A 15,895-nucleotide genomic window follows, 5' to 3' on the forward strand; every position below is an offset into this window, starting at 1 on the left:
GATTGGCGGTTACGCCCGGACGCCTAGTTCCTGATTCCGCGCACCACAAACTGCGGCAATACGAACAGAAACGATCCTCCGGCGACGGCGCGATCGATCTCGGCGAACCAACCCTCGACCTCGGCCGCCACGACCTTGCCGGAGTCGCGCGCATACCGCGCAAAACTGGCCTTGAGCATCGGCATTGAGCGTCCGGCGGTATCCGCGCCGGCGTGAATCTCGACTTTCACCTCGCCAAGACCGGCCGCGTGAAACAGCCGATAGAGCTGGCGCCCGATCTGCGGCTCCTTGATCGCAATCGTCTTCGAGGCGGCCAGAATTCGATCGGTGCGCGCGCGCGCCGCGGGACCGATATCGAGCGCGAGCATGTCCCAGTCGCTATCGACCGCGACCACCACCCCGCCCGGCGCCGTCACTCGCGCCATTTCCGCGACAGTATCGGCTGCGGAATCGACATACTCAAGAACATTTTTACACCAGACGCGGTCGAATGAGGCGTCTGGAAACGGGAGCGGCGGAAAGGCGCTTTGCACGAACTCCGCTGCCACCTTTGCCTCGCGCGCGCGAGCGCCAGATCGCTCGACGAACTCGGCGTTGATATCGACGCCCGTCACCTTCCCGCCGGGAGCCACGCGCCGTGCAAGTTCGACCGCGGTGTGGCCGGGTCCGGAGCCAACATCGAGTACGCGCAAACCGGCCTTAAGATCGAGCGGACGCAGAAGCGGTTCCATCGCAGGATGAAACGCAAGGATCTTGTCGTATGCGCTGTGGCGGTCGGAGTCGATATCGACCCAGTGCTGCTTGTAGTAGGGCTCGGCCATGACCAATTGCCGCTCAGACGAGGCGGAGTTCCTTCATCACGATGCGCAACTTCTCCGCGGGGCCTGCGGTCATCGGTACCAACGGCATCCGCAATTCGTTGGCGCACTTGCCCATGAACGCGAGCGCCTGCTTGACGGGAATCGGATTCGTTTCGACGAACAGCGCACGCATCAGCGGGATCAATCGGTAATGGATCTCGCGCGCCTTGGGGAAATCGCCGCCGAGCGCGACGGCCGCAAGATCGTGCATCTCGCGCGGAATTACGTTGCCGCTCGTCGAGATCACACCCTTGGCGCCAAGTGCGATTAGCGGCAGTGTCAAGCCGTCGTCGCCGGAAAAGATCGCGAGCCGGTCGCCGCACAGCTTGAGGATATCCGACGACTGATCCATCGAGCCCGATGCTTCCTTGACGCCAACGATGTTCTTGATTTCGCTGAGTCGCGCAAAGGTCTCGGGCGCGATGTTCGAGGCGGTGCGACCGGGGATGTTGTACACGAACAGCGGGAGGTCCACGCTCGCCGCGATCATCTTGTAGTGCCTGAAGATGCCGTCCTGGGTGGGCTTGTTGTAATAGGGCGATAGCAATAGCGCGCCGTCCGCACCCATTTCGCGCGCAGCCGCGGTCAGCCGAATCGCTTCCGCAGTCGAGTTCGAGCCGGTGCCCGCAATTACCGGGACGCGCTTTCGCACCTGCTCGATCGTTAGCTTGACTACGTTGTCATGCTCGGAGTGGGTGAGCGTGGCGGATTCCCCGGTCGAGCCGCACGGGACCAGCCCGTCGATTCCGCTCTGGATTTGCCATTCGATAAGCTCGCGCAACGCGGGCGCGTCCACCTCGCCATCGCGAAATGGCGTAACCAGCGCCGTCAGTGCCCCATTGAACATCGTTCGAAGCCTCCCGCTTTATTCAACTCACCGGGACCATCTCGTCCGCGCCCAGCTCGACCTGGCCGCGAAAAACCTCGACGGCGTCGCCGGTCATGAAGACGTGATTCGCATCGGCTCCGCCGGCGCGCCATTCGATTTCAAGGTTGCCGCCGCGCAACTCTACCGTCGCGGTCCGCTCGGAGTGATTTGTCAGAACCGCCGCGACCAGGGCCGCGCATGCTCCGGTGCCGCAGGCCCAGGTCTCGCCCGAGCCGCGCTCCCACACGCGCATCTTGAGATTGCGGCGCGAGAGGGCCCTGATGAACTCGGTATTTACGCCGCGGGGAAAGAACGGATGATGCTCAAACTTGCGGCCCAGCTCTGCGAAATCGCGATCCTGCAGCTTGAATACGCCGTCATCGGCAACGAATACGACGCAATGCGGATTGCCCATCGATACCGCCGTGATCGACTCGCACATGCCTGCGACATCCAGTGGATAGTCGATAATTCGGCCGACCGCATCGACCGGGATGTCGCGGCCTTCGAGGATCGGCTCGCCCATGTCCACCGTCGCGCCGACTACGCGGCGGCGTTCCAGCCGCAGCTCGACCGTCTTGAGCCCGGCGTTCGTCTCCACGACCATCGGGTTGGCGCGCACCAGGCCGCGCTCGAAGGCAAGCCGCGCAAGGCATCGGATTCCGTTGCCGCACATGCCGCCGCGGCTTCCGTCCGCGTTGTACATCTCCATTCGTATGTCGGCGTTGCTTGACGGCGCGAGCATGATTAGACCGTCGCCGCCTACGCCAAAGTGGCGGTCAGAAAGTTTGACCGAAAGTGCCGCCGGGTCGGCGGGACGCGCGTGCAAAGCAACGATGTAGATATAGTCGTTGCCGCATCCGTGCATCTTGGTGAATTCGAGCGTTGCCATCGCGTTTGTGCGCTCTCACGCCGGCTTGAGGGTAACTATATGTTCGCCGCGGATCAGGTCCTCGAAGCTCTCGCGCTCGCGAATCACGTGCACTTCGGCGCCGTCGACCATGACCTCGGGCGCGCGCGGGCGGCTGTTGTAGTTCGACGACATGACGAAGCCATAAGCGCCGGCGCTCATCACTGCCAGCAGGTCGCCCTCCTCGGGCTCGGCCATCTCGCGCTCGCGCGCGAAGAAATCGCCGCTCTCGCAAACCGGACCAACGATGTCCGCCGTCACGGTCTTGCCGGGCCTGCGGCGATCGACGGGAACGATTGCGTGATACGCCTGGTAGAGCACGGGGCGAATCAAGTCGTTCATCGCGCCGTCGATAACGACGAAGCGCTTCACGTCGGTCTGCTTGTTATAGAGGACTCGCGTCACCAACACGCCCGCGTTGCCGACCATAACCCGTCCCGGCTCGGTGATTATCTTGAGCCCCAGCCCCGCGATCGGCTTGAGCAGAGCGTGCGCGTATTCCGAGGGCGGCGGTAACTGCTCCTGATAGGAGATTCCGAGACCGCCGCCGAGATCCAGATACTTGAGCGCGATTCCCGCGCTGCGCAGCCGCCCGACAATCGCGGCAACCTTCCGTCCCGCTTCGGCAAACGGCGCCATCTCGGTTATCTGCGAGCCGATATGCGTGCTCAGACCGACGATTTCAAGCTGCGCCAGCGCGCTCGCTTCCACATAGTATTCGTCCACCTGCGAGAGCGGCACGCCGAACTTGCTGTCGCGATGGCCGGTGGAAATGTGCGGATGCGTGCCCGGGTCGAGATCGGGATTCACGCGCAGGCTGACTGGCGCGCGACGCTTCATCCTGCCCGCAACCTCGGCCACGCGATGCAGTTCCGGGCGCGACTCGACGTTGATCATCAGGATGCCGGCTTCGAGCGCAGCCGCGATCTCCTCGTCGGTCTTGCCGACGCCGGAGAAGACAATCTTGCATGGGTCCGCGCCGATTCGCAGGCATCGCATCAGCTCGCCGACCGAGACGATATCGAATCCCGCGCCCATCGAGGCGAACAATTTCAGGATGCTCAGATTCGAGAGCGCCTTCATCGCGTAGCAGACCAAATGGTCGGTGCCGGCGAAGGCCTCGTCGAAGACCCGGAAATGCCGCCTGAGCGTGCGCGCGCTATATACGAAAAAAGGCGTGTTGATTCGCCGCGCCAAATCGGCGATCGGCACGTCCTCGGCATACAGCTGATCGTTGCGGTATTCGAAGTAGTTCATTGCGATGTGGCGTCGGTCACGCGGCTGCTTTGCTCGCTCGACGGCGGTGCGATGGGTGAAGGATCGTTTCTATCATAGAGCAGCCCGGCGAATAAACGGACGCTCGCCGCAGTTGCGCTCGCGCCCGCGGTTATCGCAGCGGTACTGGCGTGGGCAGCACGAAATTTTCCGGGTTCGGCGGAGCCGATGCACCCTTGCGCACGACCGTCACATCGTTGGACGGCTGGCTGACGTAGCCGTCGGTGGTGCTGGAAGTCACCTGGTAATGATAGGTCTTGCCCATGACGGTCGCACCGTCGATGAAGGTAAAAGTGCGTTGTGCCTGGAATCGCCCTTCATCATGCACCTGGATGTCGCCAATCTTCTCGACCGGCTTACCCTCTTGGGCGCGCGAGATTGTAAAGCCGCCCAAGTCGCGCATCTTCTGGCCGCTGGCGTAATTTTCGGGTCGATCCCAGGTCAGCCGAATTCCATCTTTCGTATTGGCGGCCTCGAGGCCGAGGATTTTCTCGGGACGCGCCGCCTCCGGCGATATTGGCGGCGACTTCACGCCGCATCCGAGGAACGCCGCGCTTGCAAGCGCGGCAATCATGAGCGCAAACGTCAGCCACTTCGCACGGTTGGTTTCCCGATTCATCGGCGTCCCAGCTCCTTGAGGCGGCGCTTGACTGTGGACGGCGCCGGACCGCCTTCGATCGTACGCCGGGCGACCGAGTTCTCGGCTCGAAGAATCGCGATCGCGTCGGCGCCAAACGCGCTGGAATGCCGCCTCAACTGCGCGATGCTCAAGTCCTCGAGCGTGCTGCCCGCTTCGGCCGTCTCGCGGACTATCGCGCCGGCGATTTCATGCGCCCGGCGAAACGCAGTGCCGCGACTGACCAGGTATTCCGCGAGGTCTGTGGCCAGCGCAAATCCTCCCGCTGCCGCTCGCATGCGTTTGGTATCAAACCGCAGTTTCGGCCAGAACTTCGCCAGCAGTTCGAGCGCCGGCTTGAGCGCGTCGAGCGCGTCGAACACACGCTCCTTGTCTTCCTGCAAGTCCGAGTTATAGGCCAGCGGGAGGCCCTTCAAAACCGTCAGCATCGCGACCAAATCGCCGATTACCCGGCCAGTCTTGCCGCGGACCAGTTCGAGCAGATCAGGATTCTTTTTCTGCGGCATCATCGAGCTGCCGGTCGAAAATTCATCGGGCAACGCCGCGAATCCGAACTCTGTGCTTGTCCAGAGAATTATTTCTTCGCTCATCCGCGACAGATGCACCTGCGTGAGCGCGGCGGCCGAAAGAAAATCCACCGCGAAGTCGCGATCCGACACCGCGTCCATGCTGTTGGCGGTGATCGCCTTGAAGCCCAACGCCCGCGCGACCATCCGGCGGTCCAGCGGCAGCGTCGTCCCCGCCAAAGCGCCTGCGCCCAGCGGCATGATCGCCGTGCGCGCCGCGGACTGCTCAAAGCGCTCGCGATCCCGGCCAAGCATCTCGACGTAGGCGAGCAAATGATGCGCGAGCGTGACCGGCTGCGCGCGTTGCAAATGCGTATAGCCCGGCATGATCGTGGCGACGTGGCGCCTGGCGAGCCGAATCAGTACGGCGCGAAGCCTGGCGACCAGCGCGATCACGCCGGCAATCTCGTCGCGGAGATAGAGCCGCAGGTCGAGCGCAACCTGATCGTTGCGCGAACGCCCGGTGTGCAGCTTGCGCCCGGGTTCACCAATCAGCGCGATCAGCCGGCGCTCGACCGCCAGGTGGATGTCTTCATCGGCGATGTCGAACTTGAAGCGTCCATCCGCGATTTCACTTTCGATCCGCTCGAGTCCGCCAACGATTGCACGCAACTCGCCCGGCTTGAGCAGTCCGGCCTGCTCGAGCATCCGCGCGTGCGCGATCGACCCGCGAATATCGTGCCGGAAAAGCCGCCGGTCGAAGGGCAACGACGCGGTGAAGGCTTCGACCTCGGGGATGCGGCCGCGCGCAAATCTTCCCCGGATGAGATTGCGCGCCGCGGCGCCGGCTGGCGCCGCCTTAAGGTTCTTTTTCTGGCCGCGACGCACTTTCACTTTTTTACTCTTTCACTGTGAAACGATCGCAGTCATCCGCCGCGGGCAATCCGCGACAAGCTCCACGCGCTTCAGTTGGCGGGCCGCAATTGGCAGGTACATCCGCGTGCCGCACAGCTCATCGAACCGTCGGGATGGGTGATATGGACGTCCATCTTGTGATGGCAGTGATCGCAATCTCCCGTGCGCGGACGGGGCACCAGCTTGGGCTGTGTTCGCGGCGGCTTGAACTGGATGACCTTGCCCAACTCGATGCGTCCTTCGATGATCGATTTGACGATCAGCTCTTGGTGCCCACACGAGCCAGCGCGCGAAGCCTCACGCCCGCGAGCCTGATGAATCCGTCGGCGTCGGCCTGATTGAACCCGCCCGCTTCCTCGAAACTCGCGATCTTCGGATCATACAGGGAGTTCGGCGATTTGCGCCCGGCGATCCATACGCCGCCCTTGAAGAGCTTCAGCCGCGCGACTCCGCTCACGTTTTTCTGCGTATCATCCATCAGCGCCTGCAGCGCCTCACGCTCGGGCGCAAACCAATATCCGTAATACACCATTTCCGCGTAGCGTGGGATAAGCGAGTCGCGCAGATGCATCACCTCGCGGTCGAGCGTGAGCTGCTCAACCGCACGGTGCCCATGGGAAAGAATCGTCACCCCGGGAGTCTCATAGACTCCGCGCGATTTGATTCCGACGTAGCGATTCTCCACCAAATCGACCCGACCGATCCCGTGGCGACCCGCGATTTCGTTGGCGCGCTCGATAATCCGCGCGGGCGCGAGCCGCGCTCCATTGATTGCGACCGGATTGCCGCCGGCGTATTCGATTTCGACGTACTCAGGCTTGTTCGGCGCGTCTTCGGCGGAGACGGTAATTCGGAACATGTCGTTGTAAGGCTCGCGCCACGGGTCCTCGAGGATACCGCCCTCGTAGCTGACATGGACCATGTTGCGATCCATCGAGTACGGCTTCTCGGCGGTCACGGGCACGGGAATCTTCTTTTGGTTGGCGTAGGCGACCATGTCGGCGCGGCCTCTGAACGGCCAATCGAGACGGCGCCACGGCGCGACGATCTTGAGATCCGGCGCAAGCCGCGCATACGTCAGCTCGAATCGCACCTGGTCGTTACCCTTGCCGGTGGCGCCGTGGGCGACAGCGTCGGCGCCTTCCTCGCGCGCTATCTCCACCTGCTGCTTGGCGATCATCGGCCGCGCGATCGCCGTGCCCAGCAGGTAATAGCCCTCGTACACCGCATTTGCGCGCATCATCGGGAACACGAAGTCGCGCGCGAATTCCTCGCGAAGATCGACGATATGAAGCTTGCTCGCTCCGGTCTTGAGCGCCTTCGCTTCCAGGCCCTCGGTCTCGTCGCCCTGACCGATGTCCGCGCAATATGCGATCACCTCGCAGCCGAAGCGATCCTTGATCCAGCGCAGGATCACCGACGTGTCGAGTCCGCCCGAGTAGGCGAGCACCAGTTTCTTTATTTCCTCGGCTGCCACGATTCGTCCGAACCTCACTCCGGCGACGGCGAAGTCTGCAAAATTTCAGGACGGATCAGCCAGACCATCACCGCCTTCTGCGCATGCAGCCGGTTCTCGGCTTGATCAAGCACGACCGAGCGCGGCCCGTCGATCACGGCGTCGGTAATTTCCTCGCCGCGATGCGCCGGCAGGCAATGCATTACGATCGCGCCCTTGCGCGCATTCTTCAGCAGCGCGTCGTTGACCTGGAACCGCTTGAAGTCGCGCCGGCGCTGCGCCGCTTCTTTCTCACGGCCCATCGAAGTCCAGGTGTCGGTGTAAACGACGTCCGCGTCCTTTACCGCCTCGGCAGGATCGTCGGTGAGCGTGCCGATCTCCTCGCCGCGCAGGCGCTTCATGAACGCCTGCTCGGGCTCGTAGCCCTTCGGGCAAGCCAGCCGCAGCTCGAAACCTGCGATCGAGGCCGCCTCGATCCAGCTCTGTGCGAGGTTGAATCCATCACCCACAAATGCGACGCGGACCTTCCTGAGATCGCGCCCGAAGTGTTCCTGCAGCGTCATCAGATCGGCGAGCAACTGGCACGGATGAAGCAAATCGGTGAGCCCGTTGATGACCGGCACGGTGGCCTCGCGCGCAAGCTCAACCGCGGTCTCGTGCGAGAAGGTGCGAATCATGATCAAATCCACCGACCGCGAAATGTTCCGCGCGACGTCCTTGACCGATTCGCGCTCCCCGATACCTATATCATTCGGCGCCAGATAAATCGCATGCCCGCCAAGCTGCGCCATGCCGGTCTCGAACGTGATTCGCGTCCGCAGCGACGGCTTCTGAAACACCATCGCGAGTGTCTTGCCGCGCAGGTACGGATGCTCGAGTCCGATCTTGAGCTCGGCCTTCAGCCGCGCGCCAAGCGCGAGCAGTCCGACGAGTTCAGCCGGCGAGAGCGAACTGAGATCGAGCAAATCGCGTTTCATCTGGCGCATGCGACGCGGCTCATTTCGGAATCGGCGCGCGCTTGAATGCATTTTCGATAATCGCAAGACCGGCGTCGGCTTCCTCGCGGGTGAGGTTCAGCGGCGGCAGCAGCCGCAGCACGTTGCCCGCGGTGCCGTTGACCAGCAACCGCTGCTTGACGCACTCCTCGACGATCGGACGCGTGTCGTGCTTGAGCACCACCCCGATGATCATTCCGAGTCCCCGAACTTCCACGATTCGATCGCACGAGCGCGCAAATTTACCGAGCCGCTCGAGCATATAGCCGCCGACGCTCGACGCGTTGTCCAGCACGCCATCCTGCTCGAGCGCGTCGATCACGGCGAGCGCCGCCGCACACGCCACCGGATTTCCGCCGAACGTGCTGCCGTGGCTGCCCGGCGTGAAGCTCGACGCGAACTCGGCCCGCGCAATCATCGCGCCGATCGGGATTCCACCGCCGAGCGCCTTGGCCAGGGTCACGATGTCGGGTTTGATGCCGGCGTGCTCGTACGCGAAAAATCGCCCGGTGCGCCCGACTCCAGTTTGCACCTCGTCAAGGATCAGCAGCATCTTGTTGCGATCGCACCAGTCGCGCATTCGCTTCAGGTAATCCGCGCGCGGCACGACCACGCCGCCCTCGCCCTGGATTGGTTCGATCATCACGCCGACGGTTTCGTCGCGCCGGGCGCGATCGAGCGCCGCGAGATCGTCGAAGGGCACGAGTCTGAAGCCGGGCATCAGCGGTTGAAAGCCCTGATGGTATCGCTCCTGGCCGGTCGCGCTCAGCGTGGCCAGCGTGCGTCCGTGGAACGATCCGAGCGTCGCCAGAATCTCGAAGCGCCCGCCGCCGGCGTTGCTGCCCCATCGCCGCGCAAGTTTGATCGCGGCCTCGTTGGCTTCGGCCCCCGAGTTGCCCAGGAAAACTTTTCCCTCGCCGAAACGATTTGCCAGCCGCTCGACCAATCGCGCGGTCGGCTCGGTGTGAAAGACGTTGGAAACGTGCGTGAGCTTTTCCGCCTGCTCCTTGATCGCGCGTACGACGCGGGGATTTCCATGACCGAGACTGGTGACCGCCAGCCCGCAGAAAAAATCGAGATAACGGTTGCCGTCGGCGTCATACAGATAGGCGCCATGCCCGCGTGCGAACGCGATCGGAAGGCATCCGTAAACATCGACCATGTGCCGATGCGTGAGCTCAACTATCTCAGCATTGTTCATCGCGCCTTGCCGCTGCCCTCCGCGCTGCGCGCCGTGCCGGTCAACGCCGACACCTTGGCGCGGCGTTGAACCACTTCCGTTCCGATTCCCGAGCGGGTGAAGATTTCCAGCAGCACCGCGTGTTTGACGCGGCCGTCAATTATGTGGGTCTTCGCCACGCCCTTGTTCAGCGCCTCGATGCAACATTCGACCTTCGGAATCATCCCTTGCGCAATCACCCCGCGCGCGATCAGCCGCCTGGCTTCCGCGGCATCGAGCGTCGAGAGCAATTTGCCGTCCTTGTCCTTCACCCCCTCGACGTCGCTCAGCAGGATCAATTTTTCCGCCTTGAGCGCGGCCGCGATCTCGCCCGCGGCGACGTCGGCATTGATGTTGTAAGTCTGGCCGTCGCGGCCGAACCCGGTCGGCGCGATCACCGGGATGAAGTTGTTGGCCTCGAGCGTGCGCAGCAATTCCGGATTCACCCGATCGACTTCGCCGACCAGCCCGATATCGACCCGCGAGCGTTTGCCGTTGTCATCGGTCACGACCATCCGCATCTTGCGCGACCTGATTAGGTCGCCGTCCTTGCCCGAAAGCCCGACCGCGCGGCCGCCCTGGCGCGAAATCGTCGCCACCAGGTCCTTGTTGATTCGCTGCAGCACCATCTCGGCCGCTTCCATCGTCGCCGGATCGGTGACGCGCATCCCGCGCACGAAGCGCGACTTCAGTCCGAGCTTGCCGATAAGTTCCGTAATCTGCGGCCCGCCGCCGTGCACGATGATCGGGTTGATCCCGACCAGGTCGAGCAGCACGACTTCCTGCGCAAAGCTTTCGCGCAACTCCTCGGTCTGCATCGCGTGGCCGCCGCATTTGATCACGAACGTTTTGCCGCGAAAGCGCCGAATGTAGGGCAGCGCTTCGATCAGCACGGCGGCTCGATTGTGGACGGTCTCTTTCACGGCTTAAGCAACCTCTCCAAAAAAGGAAATCAAAACAGTATTGAGCGCGCGGCGCAATCCACCGCATGGCGGCGATTATCAGGGTAATTGTAACGGCTGAACGGGCGCTACAGAATATACCGCGAGAGATCCTCGTCCTTGACGATTTCATCGAGGCGGCCGTGAACGTACGCGGCGTCGATGGTCAGCTCGCGATCGGGCAGTTCCGGCGCGTTGAACGACAACTCTTCCAACAGCCGCTCGAGCACCGTATGCAGCCGGCGCGCGCCGATATTTTCCGAGCGCGAGTTGACCTTGGCCGCGATCTCCGCCAGCGCTGCCACCCCGTCCCCGGTGAAGCGCATATGCACGCCCTCGGTCTCCATCAGCGCGACGTATTGCCGGGTCAGCGCGTTTTCGGGCTCGGTCAGAATGCGGATGAAATCTTCGCGCGTGAGCGCCTTCAGCTCGACCCGAATCGGAAAGCGCCCCTGGAACTCGGGAATCAGGTCCGACGGTTTCGAGGTGTGAAACGCCCCCGACGCGACAAACAAAATGTGGTCGGTCTTGACCGCTCCATATTTCGTGTTGACCGTCGATCCTTCGACGATTGGCAGCAGGTCGCGCTGCACGCCCTCGCGCGAGACGTCGGGTCCGTGCGACTCGCGCCCCGCGATCTTGTCTATCTCGTCGATGAACACGATGCCCGACTGCTCCGCCCGGCTGATCGCCTCGTGCGCCACCGCCTCCATGTCCACCAGCCGCGCCGCTTCTTCCGTCGTCAGCAGCTCGAGCGCCTCGGGGATCTTCACTTTGCGCGTGCGCGTCTTCTTGGGCATGAGCTGATTCATCAGCTCCTTCATGTTGAGGCCCATCTCTTCCATCCCTTGCGGCGTGAAGACCTCGATATTCGGCGCGGCGTTGGCGCTGACTTCGAGCTCGACTTCACGATCGTCCAGATGGCCGCCATTTAGCAGCTTGCGCAATTTCTCGCGCGTGTCCTTGTGCGAGTCGTTGTCGACCGCTTCGATATTCCCCTCGGGCGTGATCCCCGCGGGGTGGCGGACCTTGGTGGGCATCGGGAACAGCAGATCGAGCAATCGCTCCTCGGCGTCCTCGCGCGCCTTGATCGCAACCCGATCGCGCGCTTCGTCGCGCACCATCTTGACCGCAATTTCGGCCAGGTCGCGAATCATCGACTCGACGTCGCGCCCGACGTAGCCGACCTCGGTGTAGCGCGACGCTTCCACCTTGACGAACGGCGCTTGCGCCAGCCGCGCCAGCCGCCGCGCAATTTCCGTCTTGCCGACGCCGGTCGGTCCGATCATGAGGATATTCTTGGGCGCAATTTCGTCGCGCAGCTCCGGCGCGACATTCTGCCGCCGCCACCGATTGCGCAGCGCGATCGCGACTGCGCGCTTGGCCTCATGCTGCCCGACGATATAGCGGTCGAGCTCCGAGACGATCTCGCGCGGCGTCATCACTTGTGGAACTGGCATCGGCTGGAAACTTCCTGGGGTATTGTGGCTACAACTCTTCGAAGACGAATTGGTCGTTGGTGTAAACGCAGACCTCCGACGCGATTTTCATCGCACCTTCCGCGATCTGGCGCGCCGTCATCCCGGAACCGTGGCGAACCAGCGCGCGCGCCGCTGATAGCGCGTAGTTGCCGCCCGATCCGATCGCCAATATTCCATCGTCGGGCTCGAGCACGTCGCCGACGCCTGAAATAAGCAGCGAGCTCTCCTTGTCCGCCACCACCAGCATCGCCTCGAGCCGGCGCAGGATTCGATCCGTGCGCCAGTCCTTGGCCAACTCGACCGCGGCGCGGCGAAGCACGCCGTTGTATTCCTGCAGCTTCGATTCGAACTTGTCGAACAGCGTCAGCGCGTCCGCGGTCGAGCCCGCGAATCCCGCCAGCACGCGATCCTGATGCAGCCGGCGCACTTTCTTCGCCTTGCTCTTCATGATCGTTTGTCCAACGCTCACCTGTCCGTCACCCGCGATGATGACGTGCCCGTCGTGGCGTACGCACAGAATCGTCGTGTGGCGAATTTCGGCGCCCGGCTCGAGGCCCTGATCAAACCCGTGGAAAGGCACGTCGATAAACCTCTTTCAAATGATTCACGCTCACATGAGTATAGCGCTGCGTGGTCGCCAGGCTCGCATGCCCGAGCATTTCCTGTATCGACCTCAGGTCCGCCCCATTGCCGAGCATGTGCGTTGCGAAACAGTGACGCAGCCCGTGCGGCGTGATTGCCGCGCTCAGACCCACCGCCGCCAATCGCCGCTGCAGGATCATCTCGACGCTGCGCGTGGTCAGTCTGCCGCCGCGAAGATTGGTTATCACGGCGCTGTCGGGTTCCCACGCAACCGCCGTCGCACGCCGCCACGCCCGCAACGCATCCAGCGCAGGCTCGCCCAGCGGCACCAGCCGGTCCTTGTTGCCCTTGCCCGCCCGCACCATGACCATCCCGAGTTCTTCGTCGATATCGCGCCAGTTGAGCCCGACCAGCTCGCCGACGCGCAGCCCCGACGAATACAGCGTCTCGAAGATCGCGCGATCGCGTATCGCCGCGGGCTTCGAGTCATCGGCAGATACTTCGATCAGCCGGCGGACTTCGTCCGGCTGCAATATCGAGGGCAGGCGTCTTTCGTTTTTTGGCGAGCGAATCGACCGCGCCGGGCTTGGCTCGCCGGTCGTCGTCTCGCGGTAGCGGAAAAATGCCTTGATCGCGCTCAGCCTGCGCTGCACGGTGGCGCGTTTTGCGTTTTTTTTCATCAATTCGGCCAGGTAGCTGCGGATATGATCGGCGGTGATGCCCGCAACGTCGATTTCCTCGACTCGTCTGCCGACCATCGCCGCCCGCTCCAGCAGAAAACTTCGCAGCGCGAGCAGGTCGCGACGATAGCTTGTCACCGTATTGTCCGCGGCACGCGACGCCTTCTTCAGCGCCGCCGCAAAAGCCTCTACCTCCGCTTCCATTGTCTCGCGCGCATCCACCTGAGCGGCTATGCTATCAGCGGCGATTCGGCCGAAAAAGCATGCCTCTCTCAGCGCGTCCCCCAGGGAACCAACGCTTTCGAATTATGGGAATATCGCCGCGCCCGATGCCGCGCGAGGAGATCGCCGCCTCGCTATGAACTGTTGGAATTGCGCAAAGAAAATCGAAGTCATCGCCGGGATGGAGCGCGTCGGGTTTCGCGACGAATGTCCCGGATGCGGCCGCGCGCTGCATGCATGCCGCAACTGCGGCTTTTTCGATCCGGCCTACAACAACAGTTGCCGTGAGACGATGGCCGAGCGGGTGGTGGACAAGGAGCGATTTAATTTCTGCGAATACTTCATGCCCGGCGACGCAGCCGTCAGGCCGCAGGCGAAAACCAAAGCCGGCGCGCAGAGCAAGCTGGAGGCTCTCTTCAAGAAAAAATCATGACATCCTGCAGATTCATGCTTCGCGACCGCTGCGCCGGGCTTGTTTTCATCGCGGCGTTCGCTTCGATCGTTGCCAGCGGATGCCATCCGGCCAACAGCGCGCGCGGCGTCGCCGATCGCTTCGTCGATCAATACTATGTAGCGATCAATCTGAAGGCGGCCGAGCCATTCTGCACCGGCCTCGCACTCGACAAGCTCCATCGCGAGATACAGATGATCGGCAGTCAGAAAATCGACGCCAATACCCACAAGCCCACCGTGCATTACAAACTCACTGCCCAGCGCGACGGCGCCGACCATGTCGAGTTCCTGTTTCGCGCGACCATCGAGGTGCCCGACGGCGGCAGCTTCAATCGCAACTTGCTGATCACGGCGCGCAAGACCGCCGACACGTGGAAAGTCTCGAACTTCGATGACTACGAATAGGGCGTACCGATCATGAGCCTCGCCGCAATCATTCTTGCTGCGGGCAAAGGGACCAGGATGCGCTCGAAGCGGGCCAAGGTGCTGCACGAGCTGGGCGGAGAACCGATGATCGCGCGCGCGATTCGCGCCGTCGCCGCGCTCGAGCCCGAGCCAATCGTAATCGTCGTGGGCCATCAGGCTGGCGAAGTCGAGGCCGCCGCAAGCTTCTGCCGAGCGCGATTCGCGCTCCAGGAGCCTCAGCGCGGCACCGGTGACGCCGCTCGATGCGGGCTGGGCCAGGTTCCCGCGGGCTTCACCGGCGACGTGCTTATCGCCTACGGCGACATGCCGGCAGTCACGCCGGCGACGCTGCGCGCTTTTCTCGACGCGCATCGAAAGCGCGGCGCAAAGCTCTCGTTTATCAGCATCATGCTCGACGATCCCGGCGCGTACGGCCGGGTAGTTCGCGACGCCAGCGGCAAGGTCGAGAAAATCGTCGAGTTTCGCGACGCGACGCCGGCCGAGCGCGCGATCAAGGAAATCAATACCGGCTTCTATCTGGCCGATGCAGCGATCCTTCGGTCGGCGCTGGCGGAACTGAAACCGGGCAACGCGCAGAGTGAGTATTACCTGACCGATATCGTTGCGATCGCGCGCGCTCGCGGCGAAAGCGAAAAAGTCGAAGCGTGGGTTGCTGCCGACCCGGCGCAATTCGCCGGAATCAACTCGCGCGAGGAGCTGGCAAATATGGAAGCGGAAATTCGTGCGGCGGTTAACCGAAGGCTGATGCAATCCGGCGTGACGATCGTCGATCCACCTACCGCCTACATTTCTGAACAAGCCGAAATCGCGCCCGATTGCGTAATCGGTCCCAACGTCCAGATTTTTGGCGCGTGCAAGCTCGGCGAGGGCGTGCGAATAGACGGCACCGCATGGCTCAGCAACGTGACTGTTGGCCCGCGGTGCCATCTGAAGCTGGGCGTGCGCGCCGAAGATTGCGTGATCGGCGAAGAATCCGAAATCGGCCCGTTCGCCAACTTGCGCGCCGGCACCGAGCTTGCCGGGCACAACCGGATTGGCAATTTTGTCGAGACCAAAAACGCGCGGCTCGGACGCGGCACCAAGGCCAGCCACCTGAGCTACCTCGGCGACGCCACTATCGGCGCCGACACCAACGTCGGATGCGGCGTTATCACGGTCAATTACGACGGCTACGACAAGCATCAGACGGTGATCGGCGATCGCTGCATGGTCGGATGCGACACGCAACTGGTCGCGCCGGTCAAGGTCGGCAGCGACGTGTTCGTCGCGTCGGGGACGACGATTGTTCGCGAGGTGCCCGACGGCGCGCTGGTGATGTCGCATCATCCGCAGCGCGAAAGGGCCGGCTGGATGGCGACCTGGCGCAAGCGCCACAACGACAGCCCCGACGGCAGCCTGCGCCGTAGGAAGGATCACTGAGAGTCTGAGTTTTTGTCCAATCTTCACTAACCCCTCCTACCCTGTGCTCG

At 62.9% G+C, this 15,895-nt stretch carries 17 protein-coding genes; 3 read left to right on the plus strand and 14 right to left on the minus strand.

The window, feature by feature from the left end; translation table 11 throughout:
• Nucleotides 1-23: 23 nt before the first annotated feature.
• The 14 genes from VIO10_RS03700 to VIO10_RS03765 all read right to left on the minus strand — a co-directional run bounded on the left by VIO10_RS03700 (nucleotide 24) and on the right by VIO10_RS03765 (nucleotide 13,529).
• On the minus strand, nucleotides 24-821 hold the full coding sequence (locus tag VIO10_RS03700) for a methyltransferase domain-containing protein (protein WP_331959523.1): 798 nt from the start codon (nucleotides 819-821) through the stop codon (nucleotides 24-26).
• A gap of 13 nt (nucleotides 822-834) precedes the next feature.
• Nucleotides 835-1,707 carry a 4-hydroxy-tetrahydrodipicolinate synthase gene (gene dapA, locus VIO10_RS03705; protein WP_331959526.1) on the minus strand — a complete coding sequence of 291 codons (873 nt, stop codon included), beginning with the start codon at nucleotides 1,705-1,707 and terminating at the stop codon, nucleotides 835-837.
• Nucleotides 1,708-1,729: 22 nt separating this feature from the next.
• A complete protein-coding gene (gene dapF, locus VIO10_RS03710; RefSeq protein ID WP_331959529.1) occupies nucleotides 1,730-2,620 on the minus strand; it encodes a diaminopimelate epimerase in 891 nt (296 codons plus the stop codon).
• Between the two features lie 15 nt (nucleotides 2,621-2,635).
• Nucleotides 2,636-3,895, minus strand: a complete 1,260-nt coding sequence (gene lysA, locus VIO10_RS03715; RefSeq protein ID WP_331959532.1) for a diaminopimelate decarboxylase — start codon at nucleotides 3,893-3,895, stop codon at nucleotides 2,636-2,638.
• A 130-nt stretch (nucleotides 3,896-4,025) separates the two neighbouring features.
• Entirely contained in the window at nucleotides 4,026-4,532 is a 507-nt protein-coding gene (locus VIO10_RS03720; RefSeq protein ID WP_331959535.1) for a hypothetical protein, read from the minus strand.
• A complete protein-coding gene (argH, locus tag VIO10_RS03725; protein WP_331959538.1) occupies nucleotides 4,529-5,950 on the minus strand; it encodes an argininosuccinate lyase in 1,422 nt (473 codons plus the stop codon). Before argH ends, VIO10_RS03720 begins: the two co-directional genes overlap by 4 nt.
• A gap of 71 nt (nucleotides 5,951-6,021) precedes the next feature.
• Nucleotides 6,022-6,198 carry a hypothetical protein gene (locus tag VIO10_RS03730; protein WP_331959541.1) on the minus strand — a complete coding sequence of 59 codons (177 nt, stop codon included), beginning with the start codon at nucleotides 6,196-6,198 and terminating at the stop codon, nucleotides 6,022-6,024.
• A 32-nt stretch (nucleotides 6,199-6,230) separates the two neighbouring features.
• On the minus strand, nucleotides 6,231-7,448 hold the full coding sequence (locus VIO10_RS03735) for an argininosuccinate synthase (protein ID WP_331959544.1): 1,218 nt from the start codon (nucleotides 7,446-7,448) through the stop codon (nucleotides 6,231-6,233).
• Between the two features lie 14 nt (nucleotides 7,449-7,462).
• Nucleotides 7,463-8,404, minus strand: coding sequence for an ornithine carbamoyltransferase (argF, locus tag VIO10_RS03740; protein ID WP_331959547.1), 942 nt, complete (start codon nucleotides 8,402-8,404; stop codon nucleotides 7,463-7,465).
• A 19-nt stretch (nucleotides 8,405-8,423) separates the two neighbouring features.
• Entirely contained in the window at nucleotides 8,424-9,623 is a 1,200-nt protein-coding gene (locus VIO10_RS03745) for an aspartate aminotransferase family protein (RefSeq protein ID WP_331959550.1), read from the minus strand.
• Nucleotides 9,620-10,564, minus strand: coding sequence for an acetylglutamate kinase (argB, locus tag VIO10_RS03750; RefSeq protein WP_331959553.1), 945 nt, complete (start codon nucleotides 10,562-10,564; stop codon nucleotides 9,620-9,622). Before argB ends, VIO10_RS03745 begins: the two co-directional genes overlap by 4 nt.
• A 107-nt stretch (nucleotides 10,565-10,671) precedes the next feature.
• A complete protein-coding gene (hslU, locus tag VIO10_RS03755; protein ID WP_331959556.1) occupies nucleotides 10,672-12,042 on the minus strand; it encodes an ATP-dependent protease ATPase subunit HslU in 1,371 nt (456 codons plus the stop codon).
• Nucleotides 12,043-12,070: 28 nt separating this feature from the next.
• On the minus strand, nucleotides 12,071-12,643 hold the full coding sequence (hslV, locus tag VIO10_RS03760) for an ATP-dependent protease subunit HslV (RefSeq protein WP_349259220.1): 573 nt from the start codon (nucleotides 12,641-12,643) through the stop codon (nucleotides 12,071-12,073).
• Entirely contained in the window at nucleotides 12,624-13,529 is a 906-nt protein-coding gene (locus VIO10_RS03765; protein WP_331959559.1) for a tyrosine-type recombinase/integrase, read from the minus strand. The genes hslV and VIO10_RS03765 overlap by 20 nt, the downstream gene beginning before the upstream one ends.
• A 154-nt stretch (nucleotides 13,530-13,683) precedes the next feature.
• Between VIO10_RS03765 and VIO10_RS03770 the strand changes: the two genes are divergently transcribed.
• From VIO10_RS03770 to glmU, 3 genes are read left to right on the plus strand one after another with little or no spacing between them, the layout of a single operon-like run.
• Nucleotides 13,684-13,980: a hypothetical protein gene (locus VIO10_RS03770; RefSeq protein ID WP_331959562.1), complete on the plus strand. Its 297-nt coding sequence runs from the start codon at nucleotides 13,684-13,686 to the stop codon at nucleotides 13,978-13,980.
• Nucleotides 13,977-14,405, plus strand: a complete 429-nt coding sequence (locus VIO10_RS03775) for a hypothetical protein (protein WP_331959565.1) — start codon at nucleotides 13,977-13,979, stop codon at nucleotides 14,403-14,405. Before VIO10_RS03770 ends, VIO10_RS03775 begins: the two co-directional genes overlap by 4 nt.
• Nucleotides 14,406-14,417: 12 nt before the next feature.
• On the plus strand, nucleotides 14,418-15,845 hold the full coding sequence (gene glmU, locus VIO10_RS03780) for a bifunctional UDP-N-acetylglucosamine diphosphorylase/glucosamine-1-phosphate N-acetyltransferase GlmU (protein WP_331959568.1): 1,428 nt from the start codon (nucleotides 14,418-14,420) through the stop codon (nucleotides 15,843-15,845).
• Nucleotides 15,846-15,895 lie beyond the last annotated feature (50 nt).

It is taken from the genome of Candidatus Binatus sp. (genome assembly GCF_036567905.1).
Classification (GTDB): domain Bacteria; phylum Desulfobacterota; class Binatia; order Binatales; family Binataceae; genus Binatus.